This is a genomic window from Simkania sp., from assembly GCF_965215465.1.
Lineage (GTDB): Bacteria > Chlamydiota > Chlamydiia > Chlamydiales > Simkaniaceae > Simkania.
In genome coordinates this window covers 525603-545027 of sequence record NZ_OZ244056.1, presented here as the reverse complement: position 1 = coordinate 545027, position 19425 = coordinate 525603, and the positions used below count along the sequence as shown (strand labels likewise).

Genomic DNA, 19425 nt, shown 5'->3' with positions numbered 1-19425 from the left:
CCGATGCAGACAACCCCTCTTGGGTTGTCGAAGCAGGACAACGATGAAATTTTCCATAGGAAGGCCTAAGACAACGCCGTGTAATTGACGACACTCCCTAAGTAACTGTTAGTCAATGAAGCAAAAAAAGAAACTTCATCACCTTCACACAAACAAAACCGACCATAGACAAACGCAGTGCCTATCTAAAGCGGCCTTTATCTGAGTGAGGTAAGAAGCGTTTGAAACGACGTATTATAGTTACGCCAAGTACCTCCTCAGCAAACCAGAAAAGATCTGCCAAGATCTAATCATCTTATCATCGATGCATACAAATACTTAAAAGACTGTTTGATTCTGTGGACATCTTCTTGGGTGATAGAGTCCGGAACCTCACAACCTCTTATTAAATTAAGATTGTACACAACACTAATAAATGATCTATTAAATTAGATTATACTTTACTAGATTTTAAACTACCCAAAATCTATCTTAATAATAGCATATCTAAATTTTTTTAAACAAATTTTTTAAATTAATCCCTTAAACTCTTATCCCTCAATAACTTAAAATATAAATATTTCGCAACCTTTTCTCTATCAAAAAGTTATGCGCCAACTCAAAGCTCCTAAAGTTGAGGAGCTTTGAGGTAGTGGTTATTGAATATTGAAGTTCTAGATTCTCAGTGACTTCCGCTTGGGAAAGGGGTGTAAGAGCACCCTCCGCACCCTCCTGGCGTGAACCAAGCATAATCGATTTCATCAAGAGCAATAGTGGGGACCTGCTCAAGGGGTGGAGAAACTGTGACCTGGACATTTTGGATCTCAAGCTCAGCCTTTCCATTTCCAAACCCTCGGCTATTCCAATTGGGATTTTCTAAAGCGATTTTAATGTACATGGGGCTAAAGGGTCCTGTTCCAAGATCTTGAGTGCTAAAGGGAGCCTCTCCATCTAGTATCCTTGTTAGGATGAGACGGTTATTGCCATCATACTTTCCTTCGACTTTGAGAGTGTGGACTTTACCATCCCAAAAGCTTGGCACAACTTTCCAAAGGGGTGTTCCATCAGCATTCGTATCAATGTACTCCCCATGTCCGCCAACAGCATGGCCGATGTAACTCCCATCACGTACACACACAGACCCTTGTGGAGGAGGCTCCTTAGGAGAAACATCTGAGCCCATTTCACAGTCAAACTCTGTAATCGGATCTGCACCCGGTGCATGGGTATGGTAGATAGGATTATTGGGACCACGCTGCGACTCACCATAGGTCCATAAAGCGACAGTCGGCTCATAGCCAGATCCATCATTTGTGGCAACAAAGGTCATTTCAATCGTGAAGTCCCGTCCGCTTGGGATAAATTGTGTCGATTGAATGCCTCCATTGGCATAAGGAGGAGAAGATGCATTGTCACGGCTACTGATTAACTGAACGCCATTACTTGTGGGTTTTGTGAAATCACTTGCTGGAGAGCCTGGCGCAAACATGGTATTTCCAGTCAAAGCAACGGCCCAATCAGAGCTAACTGTTCCTTTTGTGAAGTCGTATGTTTGTGTACTTCCGGCTTGTTGATACCAACTACGGTCAGGGTTATAAGGGTTGATGGCATTGATTTGATCGTAAAGGTCAGAACTATCGGGAATCAAACTCACATCAAAGAGAAATACAGTATCTTCTAGGCTTGTTAAAATGACTGCCGGCCTAAAAAAAGTTCCAGCCTGCATGCTTTGAAACTCATCTGCCGAGACTTTAATTTGAATGGCAGTTACATGACCAGGTGCAAATGAAGAAAAAGTCTGAGAGATTTTGGGCAGAGAATTGTTATCAATCAGTGAAGTCCCTGTGAATTGGAAGTTCACACTTCCTCTCCCTCCTTGAGGAACAAAAACTTTTGCATGGAGAGTGTAATCGCTAATAGGACAGGGCACAGGACCGTTCGAAGTGACCGAAGCATTTTTAGGCATGTATAACGCATGCGCTCCATTCAGAGCATTTGTGAGTTTAATTTCGTGATTCGCAGGAATGCTTCCATCGATATACCAATAAGGGTGCCCTGCATTTTTCAAAGGAGATTGATCAATATTTTTCTGAATCGAAATGGAACCATCTAAGAGATTATCCCCCTCATTTAATTTTGACTCAACTTGTGGATAGTGTCCTACATCAGGATCTCCTAAAGTGCTCACTTGTGGAAAAACAGAAGCTGCGTATTGCATCAGCTCAGGTTCACCTGTGACATCGATTGCAACAATGTTTTTAAAGACAGTCTTTTCTCCCCCGCTTAAGCTTACCTGCATCGAATTACCGGAAGCAGTAAACCAATAAAACCGGTGATGAAAACCTGCTTGATCGATTTCATTTGAACTTTGAGGAAACTCAGTTGTTTTTTTTGTGATCGAACTCGTTAGAGACACAGCACCTGCAACGTCTATTCCACCAGAGTAAGCGCCATCGTCACCGCTAGGAGGTGTTCCCAAAACGTACCCTCCTACTAAATAAAGATGACCAGGAATCGTTGTGACCTCTTGACTCACACTGATGTAACCCGGATGAGAAGGAATGCCCGAAAAAGAAAGACTGTTTTTATTTTCAACAGGGCTTGTAGTGTCATAAGAATCGGGAGAATTGACAACAAGAGTGCCTGAACCACCTGAAATCTGCCATCCAGTCGTCCCCTCATTGAAATCACCATTCGCAATCAGGTTTTTGTAAGAGTTTATAGGAGGAAGGAGACATTCATAAGCGGGAATATCCAGCTCATTTTGCACAATTCCAATCAGCTCGCGCAGGTGATCTGCATACTCTGAAGTGTGGTCGCTATCATAATCATTTTGAATCGGAGAAATCGTTCCCGTCGTATCTTCTGCAATGAGAGATTGCACATGACTCAAAAGCTCTGAGAACGTTGAAGAGTACTGAGTTTGAAGCGACTCATAAGAAAGAGTGCCTTGGCGATAAAGACAAAGTTCTTTCTCGTAATCCTGACTCGATTGAACGACTGCTTCTTTAACTTGAGTGTCATTGGATAATTTTTCTGCCTCTTCCGCGGTTGTCATCAATGATCCATATTCGACACCATGCGCTTGAGCGGCAAATAGAATGGAGATTCCCCAAATAGTTAGCTTCATGCTCTACCCTTTCGTTAAAAATAAAGAATGAGCCATCTTATGTATGTGAAAAAAAATTTACAACACTGAAAACTTAATTTCCTCGGGATTTGTGAGTGAGGAATGTTTTCATTTAGATCTTACCCCTGCCCTCAGTATTGGGATTGTAGAAAGCTTTTGTTTAGATTTCACTCTTACTAGAGTCGAGGTTGAGGAATTTTTGGGTATGCTCCGATCCCCAGTATTGGGATTGTGGAACGCTTTTGTTTAGATTCCTTAGATTCTGGATGAGATCTCGTGTTTTTGAGCGAAGCGGAATAGCCCTAGCTATTTCCAAGCTCAAAAACAGGAGAGATCGTCAGAAGATAAGGGAAATAAACAAAATAAGTTCCTCAATCCCAATACAAAAAAAAGCCTCCGGCCCGGGGAGACGGACGCGGAGGCAGGGAGTACGGAAAGAAAAGGAATTTGTTATGTTTAGCCGTTTTGGAGGTTATCTCCTCGAGCCAGTTCAACATTAATTTCAGAAGCCTGGGCCGCAGCTCTAAAGGCTTCAACAGCTTGAGACATCATCTCATTCATTGCTGGTTGGATCGTCGCAAGTGCCGATTGTCCAACAGAACGTGCTGAATCATCTTCACCAGCTTTCTGCATGTAGTAAGCACTTCCACCTTGGAGAGCCGAGTCAATCACAACTCCAGCAGATCGAACCACCATATTCAAGTTGTCGCCATCTCGGTTGTTCTTATTACGTTCTGCATTGAGAGCATCTCGTTTCTTACCAATCTCGGTGCGAAGATGACCGGCAAGTGCTTCAGCTTCATCCTTGTCAGATAGCTGGATGATCCGTTTATCTGTTTTATTCGGACCATAAATGTCGATTTGATCATCTAGACCATGCTGCGTGAAATTGGTTTCTCGAGTTAATTTTGCCATGCGCGCTTTCTGAGCTTCCGCCATCTTTTCAGTATCAAAACCTGTGGATTCAGATGTAGAGAGAACGTGTGAAGTTTCTGAGCCAGCTTTTTCAGCTTCTTCAAGATAGCTTCCCATCGTTTCAATTTCTTTTTGGTCTCCAGCAAGCAGTTGATTCGATTGATATTCTTTGTATGCCCCTAAACCAGCGCCAACAACTGTTAGTAATCCCCCGGCAGCTCCTCCAACTGACTTCATAATCAATTGATTTGCTTGGTCGTTGTAAAAGTTAACTGTATCTGTAGCAACAAAATTTGTCGTCTTATAATTGAAGAGGTTTTCCATCACGTAAAGTAATGATAAAACGGCACCTTGCTTAATACTTGAAGTCATAAAAGCTCCAATCGCACTTGATGCAACTGCTTGGTTTCCAGTATCTACTTTGTCCGTTTGTTGTAGTCCTAATGCCATAGGTATCCCCCTTTATGTTTATTGTGCCAAGTAATCAGCTGCAACGTTATTAATTTGATATAACGATCCAACGTTTTGAATCATGACGTCAAAGATTTGCATCATTTGCTCTGCATCTTGAATGATCTGCTTTGTTGAGGTTTGTGTCATCTTTTCAGAAGACATAATCTCATTAAGAGATGCTTTAACATGCCCAAGGTCTTTTTCAGCAACTGCTTGTTTCGCTGTATACCCGGCAATTCCAATTTGAGCTGTACCACCAGCTGCAAAAGAGAAATATTTTGAAAAGCGTGCAGTTGATCTGATTGTGTCACCATTTGTCTCTAGAAAATTAAAGAATTTTGGCATCAGTTCCGAGAAAAATTTTCCCGCTTTACCAGCGACTTCATCCATCCCACTTTGCAGAACATTTGCAGTCGCGGCATCAGAAGTTGTTGCAGAATAACCACCATAGATCATTCCAACAACCGCAATAAGCTCTAAGAGAACAAGAATCACCTTGCCAAGAGTCTTCTTCACATCTTCACTCACAGGAAGCAAGTCGACAAACCCTTCAGCGATTTGAGGCGCTTCTTGAGCAAGTGTTGCAGAGCCACCCATGAATCCAATCGAAAGCATGCGCTTTAAGTTGAGTTGGTACTTGTCAGTGATTCCAATTTTTACATTCGAACTCGCAGACTCGCTAACTTCTGAAGCACTTTCGGCAACTTCAAAACCTTCTGAAGTTTCCTCTACAGCAGAGTCACCAATTTCAACTCCAATCGTTTCAACGGAAGCCACTGCTCCAAGTCCTAAAGTTGCTGTGAAGTTAATTGCAACTGTCAAAATGCCACCTAAAACTTGAGCAACATCTTTTGGCATGATTTTCTTCAATCCAGACGTGATATCATCTGACATTTTCTTTGTTCCACCTGTGGCAGACATTGTCGCCATAAAAACAGTTGCCATCAGCATTCCAGGATCAGCTGTCACAAGTGCAGTGACTGGAAGGACAACATAAGTCACAATCTTCACAATAAAATGAAGCGCTTTCTGCCACCAAGTACGGTGCGTTGCTTTATAGTAATCTTTTGCTGCTTTGACAAACTGTTGCTCGGCATCTTTTGATTCTTGAATTCCAAATGCATTGTTTGCTTGACCAAGAAAAGCTTCAAGGTCGGAATTGACAACTGTTGCATTATTTAGTTCAGCAAGCAAATAGAAAAAGATCTTGATCCCTTCACTCGGAATTATATGAGTTGTCTTTTGAATCTCTTTGATACGATCACCAATTGAATTCAAATGTTTCAGCACCGCTGCCTTTGTATCTGGAGCGTCTTGTTGATCTTGAGTAGATAAAAGCGTCTGTAGAGCTTCATGTAAATCTAATAATAAGCCGTTCGAAGTATCGCTTTCACTGTGTGTTGCAGCGAAAGAAACTTCTACTTTTGACGCATCAATTTGTTGAATATTTGACATTTTTTAACCTTTTTTTTGTTATACCAGTGAGCTTCCAAGTAAAGAAGAAACGTAATCTTGTTGCTGATTTGCACCGTTCATGAAAGTGAAAAGCTGCATCTGGTTTTGTTGTATTTGTTTGAACGAATTGGTGAAGCTACTAATAATCGCCTGCACAATCGAAAGAATCACTTTATAATACGACGTACAGTTGTTCACATCTGTTTGCACCATGTTAACGTCATTCGAGTCTGTGTTAGGGTCTTTGCTACTATTTCCCCAAATACGTGGATCGTTATCTGAATCATTTCCATCGAACGCATTAGCTTGACCACCTTCCATCAAAAGCTTAACATTGTCCTGCTCTGCTTGAGCAAGGGTTGTATTCTCATTGATAAAGGTCAAACCGATGTTTGACATTTGGATCATGTTACCAGTAATGGCATCTGACATACTATTTGCAGAATCTAACAACATGAGCGAGGTATTGCTCGACCAATTATTATCTTCTGCAGGAGGAGTATAAGTATATGTTGGTGTGCTCATATTCTTCCCTTCTAGTGGATTAATCTTCTATTTTGATTCTAGAGTTCTTCGCCCCTGCAAGAACATTCCAGTTAAACTTATGTTCCATTGTATTACCTTGCTAACTCATTACGAACCCAGGTCTGTAACATCGAAGCAACCGCTTTCAATAAACTATGCCAAGAACCTAAGTACTCTTTTTGTTCACTCATATCGAAATTCACTTCTGATTGTGAAGTCGAACTCATGTCAGTGAAAAAAGAGATAATTTGTTGGATCTTCTGTGACACCACTTGCATCTGATCCATCCATTTCGTAAAGTTCGGATCTCCTGGTGCATCGTTTACACCTGATTCCCAGAAGTTATATGTTTTTCCAACAAGTGAATCTTCGGGATCGTTCTTATCGTATCCCGCATAAAAATACGGAACTTTTTTTTGCTCTGGTTTTCCATCTATTGTGACCGTTACATTCTTGGGTAATACCTCTTTTGGACTCAATCCAAAGATTGTGACTAAGTCGTTTAAGACTTCCTGAGGGATCTTTGTCCCATCAAACATTGGATTTGTGTAGAGGTCCTCAAGCATATTATTTGCAGCATAGTACGCCTGCTGCGTGAGTTTCATCATTCCAGCTGGATTATCTCCTCCAAGGCCGTTATTCACCACCTGATCAAAAGGATATTCAATCGCCTGAGTATCATAGAGTTCGACATTTGAAAGGTGTTTTATCACATGCGCTTGCCAGCTCGCTTGTCCCCCAAAAAACTGGCTCATAAATCCAAAGACAAAAACTTCACAAAACTCATATCTCTGGCCTGCTGACTTAAAAGACTCCATTTGCTGCATCAACGCTTGAAATTCAGCATTTTCTTGTGCTTCCCACCCACCTTCTGTGTGATATGCTAATGTTGTCATAAGTTCCCCCGTAGGCCTTTTTGTTGATATTCTCTTCGGGATTTTATTAATTCAATCCCTTATTTATTAATTTGTTAACTCATTATGAACCCAGGTCTGAAACATCGTCGCTACCGCTTTTAACAAACTATGCCAAGATCCCAAGTACTCTTTTTGTTCACTCATATCGAAATTCACTTCTGATTGTGATGTGGAGCTCATATCTGTGAAAAAAGAGATCGTTTGTTGGATCTTCTGTGACACCACTTGCATCTGATCCATCCATTTCGTAAAGTCTGGATCCCCAGCTGCATAATGCGCTCCTTGATACCAAAAGTTCGTTGTTTTACCTACAGGCGAATTTGTTTTATCGTTCGGATCATCTGGGTCGTAATTCGCGTTAAAAGAAGGCACCTCTATGTTTTCCTGTGTTCCATCTACAGTGACCGTTTCTAAGTTCCACTCAATATCACCTTGGCTTAACCCAAAGATTGAGACTAAGTTATTTAACACCTCTTGAGGGATCTTTGTCCCATCAAATATCGGATTTGTATACAAATCCTGAAGTAGATTGTTAGCAGCTAAATAAGCCTGGTGTGTGAGCTCATAATCACTCTCAGATGGCTCATTTTGTCCATCAGCTCCAGTATTGTTTAACCCACTATTCACCACCTGATCAAATGGGTATTCAATCGCCTGAGTGTCATATAATTCGTTATTCGAAAGGTGCTTTATTACATTTGCTTGCCAACTTGCTTGTCCCCCAAAAAACTGGCTCATAAACCCAAACACAACAAGCTCACAAAACTCATATTTCTGTCCTGCGCTTTTAAAAGACTCCATTTGCTGCATCAATGCTTGAAATTCTGAGTTCTCTTGCGCTTCCCAGCCACTTTCAGTGTGATAGACTAGCTCTGTCATAATTTCCCCCATAAGCCTCTTCGGCTTACATTCTACAAAATAGGCCTTCTAAGCCTCGTCCAAGCTGCTATGGCAGCCCAGAGAAAAAGTCTTCACGGCTGATCACAACCATAGAAGAGTAAATCCTGCTGTAGAAGCAAGTTGACGCAAACTGTGATAAATTAGAGATAAATGCGACAACGCTTAACTACCTATAAATCAAAAACACACGTGTACGCAAACGCCTACGAGTGCATGTTCTATCTTTAAGGTAATCAGCGTCTTAATGACTTAATTAGTGTAGATAACGCTAGATTAGCCTCCGGCTCAGTGTGAAACACTTCGCCTGGATCTTAGGGTATTTTATCTGCCGCTCCTTAGAAGCTTTTGGTGGAATTGCCTAAAAGGTATTTATTAAAAGACCTTTCCCCCTTACTAGCTCTCTGGCTTAGCTACCCGGATAAAGTGATTAGTTATTATGAATCTCATCGATCCTGTAACTTAATAATACCACATCTTAATTTAATTTAAACAATTTTTTTAAAATTAAAACTCAAACTACTTAATTTATATGACTTGTAATCAAAATCTCTAAAATTGGTGATGGAGGATGTTTTCGTTTAGATCTCATGCCAACTCAGAGTCGAGGTAGAGGAATTTTTGGACGGTTGATTCGCTGGCTTCTGGCAACCTTCCCCCAATTTTGAGCGAAGCGTAATAGCCTCAGCTATTTCCGAGCGAAAAAAGGGGGGAAGGTTGCCAGAAGCCAGCGAATCAACCGTCCAAAAATTCCTCTACCTCGACTCAAAAAAAAGCCTCCGCCCCGGGGAGACGGGGCGGAGGCAGGGAGTACGGAAAGAAAAGGAATAGGATAAGGATATTGTTCTTTTCGCCTGGAATATAACTTCCTAGGCATTAACACTTTATAATGGACCTTCAGGCCCGATCCAAGTTTCAATGAAACTCAGAGAAAAAGCAAATAACTCTTACAAGCTAGTTGACGCAATGTACTGGTAATGAAAATGATGCGACAACGCTTAACTACCTCAAATCAAAGTTACACGCAGATGCAAATACATCGAGTGTGTACTTTATATTTCTAAGGTAATCAGCGTCTTAATGACTTATATTAGTGTAGATAACGCTAGATTAGCCTCCGGCAAAGTGAGTAACACTTTCGCCTGGGATCTAGGGCAAATGCTGTTTTAAGTTTGGAAGCTTTTGGTGGAACTACCTAAGGTAATTATTATGGTGGTACTCCCCCCGTGGCCTCGCCTTTCCAGCTTACCCGCTTTAACTATTACATTATGATCTCTTCGATCCTGTATCTTAATAATAGCATATCCTCATAAAATTTAAACAATTTTTTTAAAATTAATTAATATAACTTCACACGTTACTTATAATTAAATATTTGTGTTAAATATTTTTTACATCCCTCCTCCACATCCGGAGAAGGGCGGCAACCCTCCTTATATATAGTAAGCCTCCTCCTACGCAAAAGTTAAGCGAAATAGCCTGAGCGATTTCCACTTCTCCTCCCGTATCTGGGGTTGTGGAATGTTTTCGTTTCAGAGGCCCAGATTCTGAGGAAGACCTGAAAGATCTGAGTGAAGCGGAATAGCCTCAGCTATTTCCGAGCGAAGAGATTTTAGAGATTTCCAGAAGATGGGTATATGAAACGAAACAAATTCCACAACCCCAGATACTAAAAAAGGCCGCTACGAGGGGAGAGGAAGTCGTAGCGGCCAGCGTTGGGACCTTTCGGCCAACGAAAAAAGTGGGGAACCTTGAAAGGGTGAGAAAAAAAGAGTGTTTTTATCCTCCGTTCTTATTGTTAGCGATAAGCTGCTCAAGGATCTGGTTTTGTTGTGCCCCTTGAGAGAATTCAGCATCAGCTTTACTTAAGATATTGGAGAACAGAGTGTTTGCTTGCGAGTTCAAGTTCTGCAGGATGGTTGCATTTGCTTGCGCCTCTGCTACTGCTTGCTTGTAAGTTGCAGAGCTAAAGCTGAACGTTCCTTGCATCAAGTAACCTCCAGCTTGCGAGATGAGACGAATCCGCTCTGAATTTTCTGCAACGCCTTTCATGTAATCGTCTATCTTGCTTTGAACTTGAGTTTTAATTGCTTCGAGTGTTTCTGGATCATCTGAGCTAAGTAATGTCAGAAGATCTTTATCAGTGATTTCTTTTCCGTTACTGAGCTTTGTCACTTGATTTAGCGTGTCTTTTTCGAGATCGAAATTCGTCTTGAGCTTTGTGATGCGCGCTTTTGCATTCGGATCAGATAGATCATCTTCGGCTACTGCATTTGAAAGAACGTCGTCTACCCCTTCTGGCTTAAAGTTTGTGTAATCAGTTCCCTTGCCTGCCACTGACTGAGCTGATTTTGACATTCCTAGATCCGCTCCCATACCTCCAAACGTCACTGCAGCTTCACCGATAGAACCCGAAGCTTGCATGATCGTATCCATTTTTTGTTCTTCACCTTGCTCTTGTTGGAAAGTACTCGTTAACGTCGCTTCATATGAAGAAGTTTTCGCATTCATGTAGGTAAGTTCATTGTCGAGTTTTCCAATTTCCATATAAAGCGTATTAAGCTTAAGAAGAAGACTTGTCTCAGCTCCAGCAGCACTCACTTGGAAGTTTGCAAAGCCACTTGGATCGGATGTTTGTGTTGCGTCGAAATATGTTTTACACATCATGTCTTCCTCCTCAATTAAAATGCCGATAAGACGTTTGCGATTGCTGCGAATTCACTTGTCGATTGACTGACAAGCTGCACGTCCCCTCCAAAAGTTTTAAGCGTTGATTGCGCTTGTTTTTGAAGCCCACTTGTTGAGTCTTGATTAATCTCTAAAACATTACTTAACTTCGTCAATTCTGCAGTCAAAGTGCTTAAAGTCGCTTCAAGATCACCTTGCTTGATTTGAATAACGCCTGTTCCCACCTCTGGACCTGCAGGAAGAAGTTGACTTGCAGATTTGATCCGTGTTGTCCAAAGAAGGATATCAGCTTTATTGACTTCAGAAAGGTTCTCTGTCAAAGAACTTGCGAAGCCTTTCAACTTATTCATCGCTTGTGTCAATTTTTCACTTTGGTTTGTCACCTTTTCAAGGAGAGACTCTGCATTTTCTGCTGACTCACCAGCAGAACTTGCGCCACCACCAAGTGTAGCTAAGATCGCCATGATCGCTTGAATCACTTCACCAATGATTTGCATGGCTTCTTGCACTTTTGAACTTCCATTTGACGCTGCAGTTGCAAAGATATTTTCGATCAAGTTGGTGCCAACACCTGCTTGAACCCCAGCGAAAAGAGCAGTCTTTTTCATGTTCTTCACGCCGTCAAGGATCTTGCCCGTAGTAGATGAGGTTTCATCTGCAGCTTCTTCTGCAATTTCTTCACCTGCTTCTGTTGCTGCATCGATTGCTCCACCGATCGCGCCAACACCTAATGTGGCAATAATCGTCACTGCTGTCACAATGACCGAAGCAATGAGGTTTCCGAGTTTTTCAGCTGTCTTACTGTTGACTCCATCTTCTTCTAGCTTTTTCGTGATGCCTTTACCGATCGCATCAGTCAGTTTACCCATCGCTCCCGACACAGTTAAGATCGTAAGAACGATCATGGCTACTGCAAGTTCTGGGTTACCAGAAATCACCCCTGCAATCGAAACAACCACGGCTGCGATCACTTCAAAAGCTGTCAAAAATGCATGGAGAATGCGATTTCTTTTCCCATCTTTGATGTTTTTCTGCTCGTCAGCCACTTTGTTTTCATAGTCAGTTTGCATGGCATCTGCAACGACATCTCCGATTTGGAGCTGTCCGTTTTCTACTTCGGATTCCATTTGGGAATAAGCTCCCTCAAGTTCTGATAAGACCATTTGAATCTCTGCAATGGCTGCCATGAGGTTGCCAATTCCAGGTTTTTTCGCATTGTTTGCCGTAACGAATTGCGAAGAAGAAACATCATTTGTTTCAGTAGAGTAAGTTTGATAAACCGTTGACATAGTATTTTTTCCTTTTTTTCGATTAAACCATTGAGGCGAGTAAGCTCGAGGTGAACCCGAGAGCTTGCGCTAAATTATTCCCAATTGAAAGGAGGTTCGAAGCCGCTTGAGACGTGCTTTGGAATCCAGATGCAACATCACTTTCTGTAGCTTGTGATTCTTGAATCGCATTATTCGAAGTTGTGTTAGCTCCTTGCTGCGCATCTTGAATTTCACTGATCGCATTGGAAAGGTCGCTTGTATCTGATCCCGAAATCGTTTGCTGAGTTCCGTCTAAAGTAAAAGTGATTTGCCAATCGCTTCCTGAATCGTATTTACTTTTCAGTGAGCTACTAAAATCTGGGCTGCTAGTATCTTCAATCGTGATGCCGTATTGGCTAAACTCATTCATAAAATCGTTATAAAAATCTTGCGCCCCATCTTGCGTTGAATCTGCTCCATCGTAATTTTCAAGATATGAATGAAGATCGCTCTGCCCCATCACACTCGAAAACTTGTTTAGCGCTTGAAGTAACTGTAAATATTCTTGCTGCGACGTCTCTTGCGACTTGTAAATTTCTTGCAGCTGACTCGACATTAAAGATGCCGAGTCTGATTGACTGATTTGTAATCCTGTAATTGAATCACTTTGATGACTCAAAGCTTCTAACATGGTTTGTTCCCAAGACATATTTCCTCCTAATTTTTAACTGAACGACTTGCTTGTTTGACTGACAATTCCCTGAATCAATTGGGAAACTTGAGATAAAATATCTTTCAGGGTTGCTTCATAAGAATTAAAATTTTGTTGGTCGGCAGAAAGTGTTGTCGATGCGGTACTGCTTTCTTGGTTTAAGGGAGTTTCAACGTTTGTTGTGATGTCGACAATCTGCTTTTCACTATCGCCGTTTGCGTTGTTGTAAGCGTTCATGAAAAGGCCTGAATCATAGTTCCCATTGGTATCAAACCCTCCGCTGAAATAATCCCCGATCTGTTGCGCATCAAGAGGGAGCCCAGCTGAATTTGTTGTGCCATAGTTATAGATATCCGAAAAGAAATCATATAAATCGCCATCAGAAGCTGGGTCTGTGTAAGGAATCTCAGTGCCAAATCCATCAAGAGCATTTTGCATTGTATGTTGTAATTCAGAATTATCCAATGGGGATGTGAGACCTTGAGGGTTGTCAGTCATTCCAAACTCGCTCGAAAAGTCAGAGTAAAATTGATATCCATCATCTAAAAACTGTTGTACAGCCTTATCAATTTGCTCTTCGTTCGATGGTTCAGAGGTTCCATCGCTTCCGCTTTCTTGAATCAGCTGAAAAATGTTGTTCACATCTGAGTTGAGTTTTGTGAGGTCTCCATTGAGCTGAGCTACAACGTTCATGATCGAAGATTGCACGTTCATTTCAGCTCCTTGAACTTCTAAAAGCTGATTTGACATTGTAAACATGAAGTACTGAATGGCCATCCAAGGATTTTTCTTTGCCATCAGCAAAAAGTTTTGAAACTCATCGTTATACGTGTCGATAAGTTGGTTCTCATGCGAAATTGCATCTGTAGGATCCAATCCATTGACTGCTTGTGCCCCACCAGACGGTAACTTATACGTGTAAGGATCTGTGGACATATTCACCTTCTAATTTTTTTGGCAAGGAGGGAGCATGAGCGTCAAAAAACACCTCTTAGACACATGAACTGCTAATCAAAGCTGAAAAAGATCTGTCTTATGAAGGATTAATTCCCTTCCCTTACCATATTTTTTTAACTTCTATTTATTTTGAGGAAGAAATTCCTCAGGTCCCTTGCGGGAGATTCAGACCTAGAGAAGATCTCTGAACGAGATGCAATGACTCATGGCCTATACAATAATATTAACATAATCTTTATTTTTAACAACAGAATTTATGAAAAAAAAGACCGTCATACAAAGTATGACGGCCACCCGAGCTATTAGCTCAGGAAAAAGAAGGGGAGACCCTTTAGCATCATATACAATGCTACCTAATTCTTTGTATGTGAATAGAAAAATAACGCTAGAATGCTGAGCGTTGAAGGTGAAATATTTAAAGAGCCGATAGGCTCTGATCTTCCTTTCCCTTAAACACAGAATTGGCAATGGCCACTCTGCGTCTACCCATCATGGTACCGGCACTAGAGGCTCGGTTGACAAATCAAGGCGAATTCTGATCGTTAAAGATCAGACACCAGCTTGGTTTTTCAATAAGCAAATCTAAATCATTGCTTAGTAAATTTTAAAAGTAAACTCAAATGTCTTCCCATGTCCACTTGAGCGATATTTGGTGGGTCTTTCCGGCCCCTTCTCTAGCCCTTTACAAGGCTCTTGGCAAGCTGTCGAAAAATGTGAAATTTTGTACAGATCGCCCTCTTCATATCTATTATTATAATATATACATTATTTTATAATAAACAAAAAAACTAATTAATTGATATTCAGGTTGATAGGTAGAGTTATATTAATCAAAAAGATTGAATATAAGAAGCTTAAGACTGGATCCAGTTTTTGGGCTTTTTCCGCTTTTTCTTGGGCTTGCCTTCAGTCGCCCCTCCAGCGGTTTTTTGAGACTTCTCGGCCTTAGAAGCGCCACCGCTTTTTTCAGCGGCTGCTTTCTTGATATCCCCTACCCCTTTATCGAGCTTTTTCTTCGCGCTTTCAATGGCTTCCCATTGACCGGGGGAGAAATTTTTCGGATCGTTAGAGAACTGAGCAAGTTGCTCTTCCGTCATTCCAGTCTTTTCGCAGATTTTTTTCGTCTCTTCTTCGATGCGTTTTTTCATATTCATAACACGCTCAACGGCTTGCTTCTTCTCTTCAGGAGATCCATTGATCATAATGTGCTTAAATCGCTCAAAGTACTCGACCGAATCCTCAAACACTTCCTGTAGCCGCTCTTCTTTTTCTTCAGGGCTCAGGTTGAAAAACTCCATGATGCGTTCATATTCGCCAGCCATATTCAAAACTCCTCAACTGTCTGCGAAAGGGCCTCCCAACAAGGTGACGCCCACTAGCCTTATTATAACGGAAGAAACCCGTCGGTCAAAAGAAAAAACGATTCTTTTTGAAGAAAATCCGAGAAAACTTTAAATCAATAGGATGAGTGATAGAAATGTGTGAGCAGATAGCATGCAAGTCGAACGTCTTTTAGAAAATCTGACCGAAAACCTCCATTTAGAAGCCATTCCTCAAAAAGACAAGGAAGGAATCTATAGATTAAAGCTCCCACCTAACTTCCAAGTTGGGATTTCTGAGCTCGATCCCGGGATCTTCTTATCCTCGTTGATTCTCCCAATCCCAAAAGAAGGAAGTAAAGAAGCTTTGTTCATTCATCTCATGAAGGCTAATCTCATGGGGCAAGGAACAGGTGGCGGTGCAATCGGAATTGATACCACTGAAAAGTTTTTCACTTTTTCGCAATCACTCCCGTTTGAAATGAGCTACCAAGTTTTCAAAGAATCACTCGAAGACTTCTTAAACTATATTTCGTATTGGCAAGAAGAGATCGTGCGCTTCAACCAAACATTAATTTAGATCGTGTCGCCACTACCTATTGAAAATTCACTCTTTATCTGAGTGCAATTGATGATTTCCTAGAAAAAAAACAAGTATCTGTGTATCTTCCAAAAAGATAGGAATATTTAGGTATGGAACAGTTGTATGGCAGGTTTTCTTATCGCCGAAGAAGGTCCTTTGGCAGGCCTTGTCGTCCGAATGGAAGAAGGCGATGAATGGATTATTGGGCGTGATCCCGATGTCTGTTTTCAAGTGATCGAAGATCCGATGGTTTCTCGAAAGCATGTGATTTTTCATTTGAGCGATGAAGGTTATCAAATTGAAAACCTAAGTGCAGTCAATCCCGCAACTGTGAACGGAAAAACAGTTGATACGCCTACCCTTCTTCAAGAAGGTGACACAGTTCAAATTGGGAGTGTCTTTTTCCGTTATACTGAAAAAGATCCTGCTGAAGCTCCTTCACAGCAGCAAGTCGAAGCTGTGCAAGATGAAACCCCGACAATTTATGAAGAGTCAGACGATTTAGATGCCTTAGCTTTTACTGGTGGCGCCGATGCACGATGGATCATTAAAATTATTTCTGGACCAAACGCTGGTGCCGAGTTTGGATTGCATGAAGAAACCACATATGTGATCGGTAAAGACCCCAACACCTGCGACATCATCTTTCAAGATTTAAGTGTCTCGAGACAGCATGCCGAGATTTCGGTCACTGGTGATGGAAAGGTCATGATTCGAGACTTAGGAAGCCGAAACAAGGTCCTCGTTAACGGTCTCGAAATTCAAGAGCCCACTGAACTGAGCACTCAAGATTTAATCGCTCTCGGAACCACTTCGTTTTTAGTTATCGATCGCGAGCAAACACGTGAAACCATCGTTTCTCCATCTGCAGGATTTGAATACGTTTCTCCTTCTAAAGAAGAGAAGGAAGAAGAGATCGCTAAGGCTGCAGAAGCTGAGGTTGTTAAAAAAGACTGGAAGAAAATGATTATTCCAACGCGCCATTTGGTTCTTGCTGGAATCTTCGCACTTCTTCTCATCATTGCCCTTGGTGGCGTGTTTAGCCTATTTAAAAGTGAAACTGTCACAGTTTCTGTTGCGGATGAATCACAAGAAGTTAGTAAAGCGCTCAAAAGTTTTCCCGAAGTTGAGTTTTCTTATAACCCTTCCTCAGGAAAGCTTTTCTTGCTCGGTCATGTCATGACTGAAGTAGATCATCAAGAAATGATGTACATGCTCCGTTCTCTTCATTTCGTTCATTCGGTTGATGACAATGTGATTATCGATGAACTTGTTTGGGAAGGAACAAACGCACTCATTTCAAAAAATCCCAACTGGCGTGGTGTGAACCTCACATCCATTGTACCAGGACACTTTGTCCTGCGCGGTTATGTACAGACTCTTGATGAAGCGACAAAACTTGCCGAATACATTAATTTGAACTTTCCTTATTTAGATAAGCTCGACAACCAAGTCGTTGTCGAAAACACGTTAGAAGCACAAATCCAAAGTCTCCTTCTTGAAAAACGTCTGTTAAATGTCACATTTCAATTTTCAAATGGTGAATTGATTTTAGCAGGACGTGTCGGATCAAATCACGAAACTGATTTTAATGAAGCCGTGAAGATGTTGAAAAAGGTAAAAGGGGTGCGAATGGTGAAAAACTTTGTCGTCATCACTTCACCAACAAGTGATGTGATTAACATTACATCAAAGTATAAAGTCACCGGAAGTTCAAAACTCGGAAACGTGAGTCAATACGTTGTCATCAATGGAAAAATTCTTTCATCGGGTGACACTTTAGAAGGAATGAAAATTACAAGTATCGAAGAAAATTCAATTTTTCTCGAAAAAGATGGCATTAAATATCAGATTAACTACAATCAGCAATAAAGGTAACAACTAACTCTTGAGGTTATTTGTCCAATGTTTGGATTAGAAAAGAAAAAGAACAAGCCTTTTGAATTTGATCTTGAAAAAGAACTCAAAAGCACGAAAAGAAAAAAAGAAGTTCTTACAATTTGTGAAGAACGCACAAAACAATTGAAAGAAGCGCTTAGGGAAGGAACAGCATCTGAAAATTTTGACCAATGCGGAATCATCATGCAAGGTTATGCCGCATTAGAAAAAGTCGTAAAGAAAGCATCAGCTTAAGATTTTTTGTGAAAGTAGAGAGGTAAAGACTAATGAGTGGTGACTATCCCTGGACCAAGGAAGCATTGGATACAAGGTTAACATTTATAACCTTGATTAAAAAATATTCGGCTCTGCAAGCCGCTGTTGTCTGTCAGGTCCGTAACGTTGCAAGTTCGATCAGTGCCGCAACACCAGGTAAATTCCTGCTCTTGCAGTTTTCAATGTCGCAAGTAACACAGGTTGGTGATTCGATTTCAAACCTGATTTCGCAGGTCAATACAATGATCAACAACTCAGTGCGAAACCAGAAAACAAGTTAATAAGCTTGTATTTTCGCTTTTGCTTTTTGCCTTCGTTTGGCATAAGGCGAGAAAGAAAGATTTAGCAAAAAGGAATGAAAAATCATGGAAGATCTAAAAAAATACGAAGAAGACTTCTTCTTGTTTTTAGAAGCGGGTTTCATTGCCATTAACCAAGCAGATGAAGACTCTGCTGTTAAGCTCTTAAAAACTTGTGAGCTGATGCAGCCAGAAAATCCCCTCATCAAAATTGGATTTGGTTACTTGCACCTGCACAAACTCGAACTCAAGCAAGCTTGTGAGTACTTTGAAGAAGTCTTGCGCATCGATCCAGGTAATGAAATGGCAACGACATTTCTCGGAATTGCGCTTTCTTTGACTCCAGACAAAGTCTCAAAAGGCGAACAGATGCTGGAAAAATCAGCAAAGGATTCTTCGGATTCTCAAGTAAAGAAGGTGGCGAATACAACACTCGACTTTGTCGAGCAGTTTGTGAAGAAGACACCTGGACCTGCAGATGTAAAACGAAAGTAGACTTATGTCCGACCAAGCTCCAGAACGCATAACTTCAAATATCGAATCAACGAAATCGATCCAGCCTGGTGAAGAGCAACAGTCTCAACCAGGCGAGTCTTTTAAGTCTTACATGGAAGGTGGTGAGCAAGCTGGCCAGGCTCCAGGTAAGTCAGGAGGGATCACCCCTTTTGATTTAGCCGGCCAGGGAGGCATGGCTGCGTCTGCAGCACCTTCAATGGATACACTTGTTGGGCAAATGAATAGCGCATCGTCTGTTCTCGGCGATTTGCAAAATCAATTGCACACAAAAAATCTCAATCTCAAGCAGTCGCAAAAATATCTGCTGCGCAACAAACTATCTAGCGCAAACCAAGATATTCGCTCAGCTGCAGACAAGGCGGGAGTGGGTGTGGGAGAGCCCCCACCAACAAGTGCACGCCAAAGCCCTGTCACAAAATTTCTTGGATTGATCACTGATGGGCAAGAGCAGCTCAACAAAACCCAAGATATGATTCAAAACATGAAAATGGAAGGTGGCTCTTTAAGCCCTGCAGCGCTCTTGACGATTCAGGTCAAGCTTGCAAAAGCCCAGCAGGAGCTTGAATACTCTTCTGTGCTGCTGAGTAAAGCTGTCGACGATATTAAAACAATGTTTAATATACAATTATAAGCACCTATTTGCTTTGCAATTAATCCCATATCTCCTCATAATTTT

17 protein-coding genes are annotated in these 19425 nt (G+C 41.3%); 6 read left to right on the top strand and 11 right to left on the bottom strand.

Features of this window, described 5'->3' with window-relative positions:
* Positions 1-661 precede the first annotated feature (661 nt).
* The 11 genes from ACOOFG_RS02495 to ACOOFG_RS02445 form a co-directional block, all read right to left on the bottom strand.
* Positions 662-3109 carry a hypothetical protein gene (locus ACOOFG_RS02495; protein WP_420422069.1) on the bottom strand — a complete coding sequence of 816 codons (2448 nt, stop codon included), beginning with the start codon at positions 3107-3109 and terminating at the stop codon, positions 662-664.
* A gap of 456 nt (positions 3110-3565) precedes the next feature.
* Positions 3566-4474, bottom strand: a complete 909-nt coding sequence (locus ACOOFG_RS02490; protein ID WP_420422068.1) for a hypothetical protein — start codon at positions 4472-4474, stop codon at positions 3566-3568.
* Positions 4475-4492: 18 nt separating this feature from the next.
* A complete protein-coding gene (locus tag ACOOFG_RS02485; protein ID WP_420422067.1) occupies positions 4493-5932 on the bottom strand; it encodes a hypothetical protein in 1440 nt (479 codons plus the stop codon).
* 18 nt (positions 5933-5950) lie between these two features.
* Complete coding sequence (locus ACOOFG_RS02480) at positions 5951-6457, bottom strand: hypothetical protein (protein ID WP_420422066.1); 507 nt, start codon at positions 6455-6457, stop codon at positions 5951-5953.
* Between the two features lie 92 nt (positions 6458-6549).
* Positions 6550-7353, bottom strand: a complete 804-nt coding sequence (locus ACOOFG_RS02475; protein WP_420422065.1) for a hypothetical protein — start codon at positions 7351-7353, stop codon at positions 6550-6552.
* Positions 7354-7419: 66 nt separating this feature from the next.
* On the bottom strand, positions 7420-8253 hold the full coding sequence (locus tag ACOOFG_RS02470; RefSeq protein WP_420422064.1) for a hypothetical protein: 834 nt from the start codon (positions 8251-8253) through the stop codon (positions 7420-7422).
* A 1797-nt stretch (positions 8254-10050) separates the two neighbouring features.
* The gene (locus ACOOFG_RS02465) at positions 10051-10938 is read right to left on the bottom strand and encodes a hypothetical protein (RefSeq protein WP_420422063.1); all 888 of its coding nucleotides are present in this window, start codon (positions 10936-10938) and stop codon (positions 10051-10053) included.
* A gap of 14 nt (positions 10939-10952) precedes the next feature.
* Entirely contained in the window at positions 10953-12248 is a 1296-nt protein-coding gene (locus tag ACOOFG_RS02460; RefSeq protein WP_420422062.1) for a hypothetical protein, read from the bottom strand.
* A 22-nt stretch (positions 12249-12270) separates the two neighbouring features.
* Positions 12271-12918, bottom strand: coding sequence for a hypothetical protein (locus ACOOFG_RS02455; protein ID WP_420422061.1), 648 nt, complete (start codon positions 12916-12918; stop codon positions 12271-12273).
* Positions 12919-12933: 15 nt separating this feature from the next.
* Positions 12934-13857 carry a hypothetical protein gene (locus ACOOFG_RS02450; protein WP_420422060.1) on the bottom strand — a complete coding sequence of 308 codons (924 nt, stop codon included), beginning with the start codon at positions 13855-13857 and terminating at the stop codon, positions 12934-12936.
* Between the two features lie 875 nt (positions 13858-14732).
* The gene (locus ACOOFG_RS02445) at positions 14733-15200 is read right to left on the bottom strand and encodes a hypothetical protein (RefSeq protein ID WP_420422059.1); all 468 of its coding nucleotides are present in this window, start codon (positions 15198-15200) and stop codon (positions 14733-14735) included.
* A 172-nt stretch (positions 15201-15372) separates the two neighbouring features.
* On the opposite strand from ACOOFG_RS02445, the gene ACOOFG_RS02440 reads away from it, so the two are divergent.
* From ACOOFG_RS02440 to ACOOFG_RS02415, 6 genes are all read left to right on the top strand, one after another.
* Complete coding sequence (locus tag ACOOFG_RS02440; RefSeq protein ID WP_420422058.1) at positions 15373-15777, top strand: type III secretion system chaperone; 405 nt, start codon at positions 15373-15375, stop codon at positions 15775-15777.
* A gap of 126 nt (positions 15778-15903) precedes the next feature.
* Positions 15904-17652 (top strand): type III secretion system inner membrane ring subunit SctD, encoded by a 1749-nt coding sequence (gene sctD, locus ACOOFG_RS02435; RefSeq protein WP_420422057.1) that lies wholly within the window; start codon positions 15904-15906, stop codon positions 17650-17652.
* 33 nt (positions 17653-17685) lie between these two features.
* Positions 17686-17913, top strand: coding sequence for a DUF5398 family protein (locus ACOOFG_RS02430; protein ID WP_420422056.1), 228 nt, complete (start codon positions 17686-17688; stop codon positions 17911-17913).
* Positions 17914-17945: 32 nt separating this feature from the next.
* A complete protein-coding gene (locus tag ACOOFG_RS02425) occupies positions 17946-18215 on the top strand; it encodes a hypothetical protein (RefSeq protein WP_420422055.1) in 270 nt (89 codons plus the stop codon).
* Between the two features lie 84 nt (positions 18216-18299).
* Complete coding sequence (locus ACOOFG_RS02420; RefSeq protein WP_420422054.1) at positions 18300-18728, top strand: tetratricopeptide repeat protein; 429 nt, start codon at positions 18300-18302, stop codon at positions 18726-18728.
* A gap of 4 nt (positions 18729-18732) precedes the next feature.
* Complete coding sequence (locus ACOOFG_RS02415; protein WP_420422053.1) at positions 18733-19380, top strand: hypothetical protein; 648 nt, start codon at positions 18733-18735, stop codon at positions 19378-19380.
* Positions 19381-19425 lie beyond the last annotated feature (45 nt).